Origin of the sequence: Streptomyces sp. CBMA123 (assembly GCF_014596465.1) — a bacterium.
Classification (GTDB): Bacteria; Actinomycetota; Actinomycetes; order Streptomycetales; family Streptomycetaceae; genus Kitasatospora.
In genome coordinates this window covers 1-4288 of record NZ_MECK01000361.1, presented here as the reverse complement: position 1 = coordinate 4288, position 4288 = coordinate 1, and the positions used below count along the sequence as shown (strand labels likewise).

The 4288-nt window shown below is 71.8% G+C and carries 4 protein-coding genes, 1 rRNA gene and 1 pseudogene; 3 read left to right on the top strand and 3 right to left on the bottom strand.

The window, feature by feature from the left end; genetic code table 11:
* Positions 1-112 (top strand): 5S ribosomal RNA (rrf, locus tag BG452_RS30590); the annotation flags it as partial.
* A 55-nt stretch (positions 113-167) separates the two neighbouring features.
* Here rrf and BG452_RS30585 read toward each other — a convergent pair.
* From BG452_RS30585 to BG452_RS30575, 3 genes are all read right to left on the bottom strand, one after another.
* Positions 168-1544: a TolB family protein gene (locus tag BG452_RS30585; RefSeq protein WP_188307601.1), complete on the bottom strand. Its 1377-nt coding sequence runs from the start codon at positions 1542-1544 to the stop codon at positions 168-170.
* A gap of 198 nt (positions 1545-1742) precedes the next feature.
* Positions 1743-2513, bottom strand: coding sequence for a lysophospholipid acyltransferase family protein (locus BG452_RS30580; RefSeq protein WP_188307600.1), 771 nt, complete (start codon positions 2511-2513; stop codon positions 1743-1745).
* Positions 2514-2751: 238 nt separating this feature from the next.
* Positions 2752-3177, bottom strand: coding sequence for a DUF4395 domain-containing protein (locus BG452_RS30575; RefSeq protein WP_188307599.1), 426 nt, complete (start codon positions 3175-3177; stop codon positions 2752-2754).
* 209 nt (positions 3178-3386) lie between these two features.
* Here BG452_RS30575 and BG452_RS30570 point away from each other — a divergent pair, with 209 nt between their 5' ends.
* Both BG452_RS30570 and BG452_RS30565 read left to right on the top strand, forming a co-directional pair.
* Positions 3387-3800, top strand: coding sequence for a thioredoxin family protein (locus tag BG452_RS30570; protein ID WP_188307598.1), 414 nt, complete (start codon positions 3387-3389; stop codon positions 3798-3800).
* 360 nt (positions 3801-4160) lie between these two features.
* Positions 4161-4288, top strand: a pseudogene (locus tag BG452_RS30565) (electron transfer flavoprotein subunit beta); the annotation flags it as partial.

Sequence of the window (4288 nt, the reverse complement as noted above, 5' to 3'; positions counted from 1 at the left end):
TGGTCATAGCGTGAGGGAAACGCCCGGTTACATTCCGAACCCGGAAGCTAAGCCTCACAGCGCCGATGGTACTGCAGGGGGGACCCTGTGGGAGAGTAGGACGCCGCCGAACAATTCTTCAGAAAAGCCCCTGATCCTTACGGATCAGGGGCTTTTCGCATTTCCGCTCAGTTGTCGTCGCCGCCCTGCGGCTGGTCGTCGTCGGTCTTCGGTTGCCCCTGGGCCTGGGCCGGCGTCGCCCCAGCGGTGGGGGCCTTGGAAGGCATTGCCCCACCGGAAGGCGTCGCTCCGGCCGATGTCGCCGGGGCCGACGGGTCTGCCGAACCGGCCGCCGACGGGGTGTCGGCCTGGGGCGCCTGGGCCGCGGGCACTGCCGCCGTTCCCCAGGACGGCCGGTCGAGCCACTTGTCCGCGCTGTTGGTGAGCCGGGCGACGCCCGTACCGTCCGGCCGCATGCTGTACAGGTCCGCGCCGGAGCCCGCGGGCGCCTGGGCGAAGACGATCGACTTGCCGTCGGGCGCGTAGGCGGCCGAGCCGTAGAAGGCGGTGGACGGGGCGGGGGTGAGGGCGCCGATGGCGGTGCCGTCGGGGTGGACGGTGTAGATGCCGCCGCCGGGGGCGTTGTCGGGGCCGGCCGGGTGGGTGGTGAAGAGGATCTGGGTGCCGTCGGGGGACCAGGCCGCGCGGTCCCCGGCCCGCAGTTCCCAGGGGGTGAGCTGGCGCAGGCCGGTGCCGTCCGTGCTGACGACGTAGATGGCGCGGCTGTTGGCGGGCTGTGCGGTGGCGCTGGTGCGGTACTCGAAGGTGAGCTGCTTGCCGTCGGGCGACCAACTGGGGTTGCTGATGGCGCCGGAGTAGGGCTTGTCGTTGGTGAGGAAGGTGAGCCGCTGGACATTGGTGCCGTCGGGGCTCATCAGGTAGAGGTCCGAGTACTGGACCTGGTTGTTGTGGGCCTGGTCGAGGGCGCCCCAGGAGCGGCTGAAGGCGAGCTGTTTGCCGTCCGGGGAGAAGGCGGGGGCGCGTTCGTCCTCGTTGGCGCAGTCGGCGGTGGCGCTGCTGGTGTCGCAGAGCTGGCTGATCTGGTGGGCGTTGTCGCCGCTGGGGGAGACCGTCCAGAGGCGGGCCGTGCCCGTCTGGGGGTCGGTGCGGTCGAAGGCGACGGCAGCGCCGTCGGGGGACCAGTCGGGGCGGTCGTCGCGGGCGCGCTCGGGCGGCTGGGTGATCTGGTGCTGGCCGGCGCCGTCGGGGCCGACGGTGACGATGGCACTGGTGGTGCGGGTGGCGTCGGTGTAGGCCCGGCCGACGATCAGTCCGTTGTGGGCCTCGGCGTTCGCGGCGCCGACGACACCGGGGGTCGCGGACGGGCTCGGATCGGGGGTGGCGGTGGGTGATTCCGGGCGGATCTCGGACAGCGGGATGTCGCCGGGTTCGGCCCCGCAGCCGGTGAGCAGGGTGCCCAGAAGCAGGAGGCCCGCCCCGGCGGTTGCGCGGGTGCGGGCCTTGCTGCTGGTGGGGGACTGCCGTGTGCCGGTGATCCGTGCCATCTCCGTATCCGACCTTTCCGACCGCTCCGACGGGTGCCCCGGCTCCGATGTGGGAGGGACGCGTGACGAGTCCAGGAGGAAGGCCCCTGGAAGGAGCTGTCACTGTGTCAGACGGGGGCCGTCGGCGACCGGGCGACACGCGACGGATCGCGTTCACTCGGTCACCAGGAGTAGACGGCGGGTCGGGCGGGGAGCGGGTCAGCCCTGGGCGGCGCGGCGCTCGGCCTTGGCGAGGGCCTCTGCCTCGTCCTCGGCCTCCGCGACCTCCAGGGTGGGCGCGGTGCCGCCGAGCTGGGCGGGCAGCCACCAGGAGTCCTCGGGGCCGGACGGCTTGCCCGGGTACTCGCGCTGGGCCCGGTCGAGCATCTCGCTCATGGCGGCGCGCAGCTTTCTGGTGACCATCACGGGCTTGTCGCCCGGGACCAGGTGAATCGGCTCGCCAATCATGATCGTCACCGGGACGTGGCGCTTGGTGAGGGTCTTCGGACGGCCCTTGGTCCAGAGCTGCTGGGTGCCCCAGAGGATCACGGGCAGCAGCGGGGTGCCGGAGTCGGCGGCCATCCGGGCGGCGCCGGTCTTGAACTTCTTCAGCATGAACGAACGGCTGATGGTCGCCTCGGGGAAGACCCCGACGACCTCGCCGGCCCGGAGGGCGCGGACGGCCGCCTCGTAGGCGGGCTGGCCGTCGGTGCGGTCGACCGGGATGTGCTTCATGCCGCGCATCAGCGGGCCGGAGATGCTGTGCCGGAAGACGTCGTCCTTGGCCATGAAGCGGGTCTTGCGCTTCCCGCCGCGGTAGGCGCCGAGGCCGGCGAAGAGGAAGTCCAGGTAGCTGATGTGGTTGCTGACCAGCACCGCTCCGCCCTTGGCGGGAATGTGCTCGGCACCGATGATCTTGATGCGTACGTCGAGCGCACGGAAGGCGGTGAGTGCGGCGCCGATGACGGGCGGGTAGACGAACTCTGCCACGGTCAGTCCTGACTTCCACGGGCCGGGGCCCGGTACGACGGGTACCCGAGCCGTGCGCGGGAGCCGACCGGAGCACGGCACGCCGCGGCGGTCACGGGTGATACACGGAGATGATCCCCCGAACGAGTGCCTGCTGTCACCTGAGCCGTGCGGTCAAGCGGATTTTCGCGGTGTGATCTCGGTGATGAACCCGGAGCGGAACTTTTCCGTCTCCCGCCCCTCGGTGACCGGCCGGCGCTCAGGCCCCGGCGCCGACCCGGCCCTGGGCCCGGCGGACGATCGGGTAGATCTCGCAGCCCAGGCAGTAGCCGAAGGCGGCGTTCAGGAAGGCCGCGGCCAGGGCGAACGCGGCGGCCAGCAGGCCGAGCCAGGTGACTCCGGTGAAGTAGCCGAGGGCACCCACGGTGGCGAACACCGCCCCGCCGCCCTGGGCGAAGCGCAGCGGGCGCTCGTCCTCGGTCGCGGTGGGCGGCGTCAGGCGCGGGGCGACGAAGGTGTGGAACAGCCAGCCGTACGGGGACAGTCGGGGGCCGCCGGTCGCGCCGAGCACGAAGACCACGGCCTGGGCGGCCAGCAGCAGGCCGCTGCCGGTGATCAGGGCGGCGGCCAGCACCAGGGTGGTGAGTGCGGCGGCGAAGCGGGAACCGCGGGGGTCGGTCTGCAAGGAGGCTCCGGGAGGGTCGCGACGGACGGCTGCGGCGGGGTGCGTCAGCGACAGCGGGCGGTGGTGGCCAGACCCAGGTCGACGACGCGACGGACGGTCAGCAGCGGCGGGGAGGGGCGGTCGGAGTCCACCCGCCGATCGTACGGGCCCGGTGTCGGTAGGTCGACCACCCCTTTCGGAGCCCGCCCGCGCTGTCGCAGACTGGAGGGATGACCGGGCTGCTGGTGTGCGTCGTCGTGCTGGCGGCGGCGACCGCGTTCGGGCTGTTGAGGGCTGGGCGTGACGGGAGGCTGAGGGTGCGCACCAAGGACGGGACGGTACGGCTGTCGGAGTCGGAACTGGGCGGGCCGCTCGGTGAGCGGGCGACCCTGGTGCAGTTCTCCACCGCGTTCTGCCAGCCGTGCCGGGCCACCCGGCGGGTGCTCGCCGAGGTGGCGGAGATGGTGGACGGGGTCGTGCACGTCGAGCTGGACGCCGAGGCCCGGCTGGAGCTGGTCCGTCGGCTGGAGGTGCTGCGGACGCCGACCGTCCTGGTGCTGGACGCGGCGGGCCGGGTGGTGCGCCGGGCGGCGGGGATGCCACGCAAGGCGGACGTGATCGCGGCGCTCGGCCAGGCGGTGTGATCCGTGGGGGCTGGACGGGGACGGCGGATGACCGGTGGCAGATGACAGGTAACGGGTAACGGATGACAGCGAACAGATGATGAAATCTGTTCGCTGTCATCCGTTACCCGTTTGCCGTCGGTTCGCACCGCCCCGTGAGGTGGACCCGCCCCCCGGCTGGGGCAGGATGGGCGCAAGCGGCGGCGCGCACCTCCCGCCCTAAGCTACTGGCCAGTAGTGACCACTGAGCTACCGGCGAGTATGCTGCCAGGAAGTTCCGGACCGGCACGGGAAACTCGCTGCCCGGAGCGGGTGCGTGGCGTGTTCGCACCCGCTTGCACGTCGCAGCCGCCGGACGAGACCAGTACAGGAGACAAGGCCGTGAGCTTGAGGATCGTCGTCTGTGTGAAGTACGTGCCGGACGCGACGGGTGACCGTCGTTTCGCGGACGACCACACCACCGACCGGGAGGGTGTGGACGGCCTCCTGTCGGAGCTGGACGAGTACGG

What these genes read in the sequence shown, in the direction of transcription:
- BG452_RS30585 (WP_188307601.1), bottom strand. Translation starts at nt 1,544, where the DNA reads ATGGCACGGATCACCGGCACACGGCAGTCCCCCACCAGCAGCAAGGCC.
- BG452_RS30570 (WP_188307598.1), top strand. Translation starts at nt 3,387, where the DNA reads ATGACCGGGCTGCTGGTGTGCGTCGTCGTGCTGGCGGCGGCGACCGCG.